General features: G+C 36.2%; 1 protein-coding gene and 1 pseudogene. One reads left to right on the top strand and one right to left on the bottom strand.

The window, feature by feature from the left end; all coding sequences use genetic code 11:
• Positions 1-114, top strand: a 114-nt coding sequence (locus MF4640_RS20020) for an IS3 family transposase (RefSeq protein WP_161944396.1), incomplete at its 5' end; no start/stop codon positions are given.
• 117 nt (positions 115-231) lie between these two features.
• Here MF4640_RS20020 and MF4640_RS18845 read toward each other — a convergent pair.
• Positions 232-501, bottom strand: a pseudogene (locus tag MF4640_RS18845) (winged helix-turn-helix transcriptional regulator); the annotation flags it as partial.
• Between the last annotated feature and the right edge of the window lie 137 nt (positions 502-638).

Raw genomic sequence — 638 nt, 5'->3', positions numbered from 1 at the left:
TGGGTAGATTGGTTCAATAAAGAGCGTGTACATAGTGCACTAGGTTATGTATCACCTTTTGATTTTGAAGCAATGTACTATGATAAGATTAACCCGTTAGGTCAGGTGGCCTAACTTAAATAAAAAAGTCTCCGACAAACCTGGTACGGTTCAGAATGGTGTGTAAGCAGTGAAAGCACAGTATTTCTAGAAAATATCAGAGTTGTAAGTGACGTAAAACAGGTTTAAGTTTTATTCTGATTCTAAAGGCATAATGGGTTTTCCAAATAAACCAATATTTTTATCCCCCCATTGTTTTAATGCAACCAAAATAGGTGCTAAAGAAGTGCCTAGTGTTGATAATCGGTATTCTACTTTAGGAGGAACAACGGCATAAACCTTTCGTAGAATCAGTTGATCCTCTTCAAGTTCACGTAATTGTCTAGTGAGCATTTTTTGAGTGACATTTGGAATTTTCTTCCTCAGTTCATTAAACTTTAAAACATCATCTTCTAATAAATGAACCGTACCAGGTTTGTCGGAGACTTTTTTATTTAAGTTAGGCCACCTGACCTAACGGGTTAATCTTATCATAGTACATTGCTTCAAACTCAAAAGGCGATACATAACCCAGTGCACTGTGTACACGCTTTTTATTG

The organism is Acinetobacter sp. MF4640 (assembly GCF_002018895.1).
Taxonomy (GTDB): Bacteria; Pseudomonadota; Gammaproteobacteria; order Pseudomonadales; family Moraxellaceae; genus Acinetobacter; species Acinetobacter johnsonii.
This window is presented reverse-complemented; position numbering and strand designations above follow the sequence as displayed.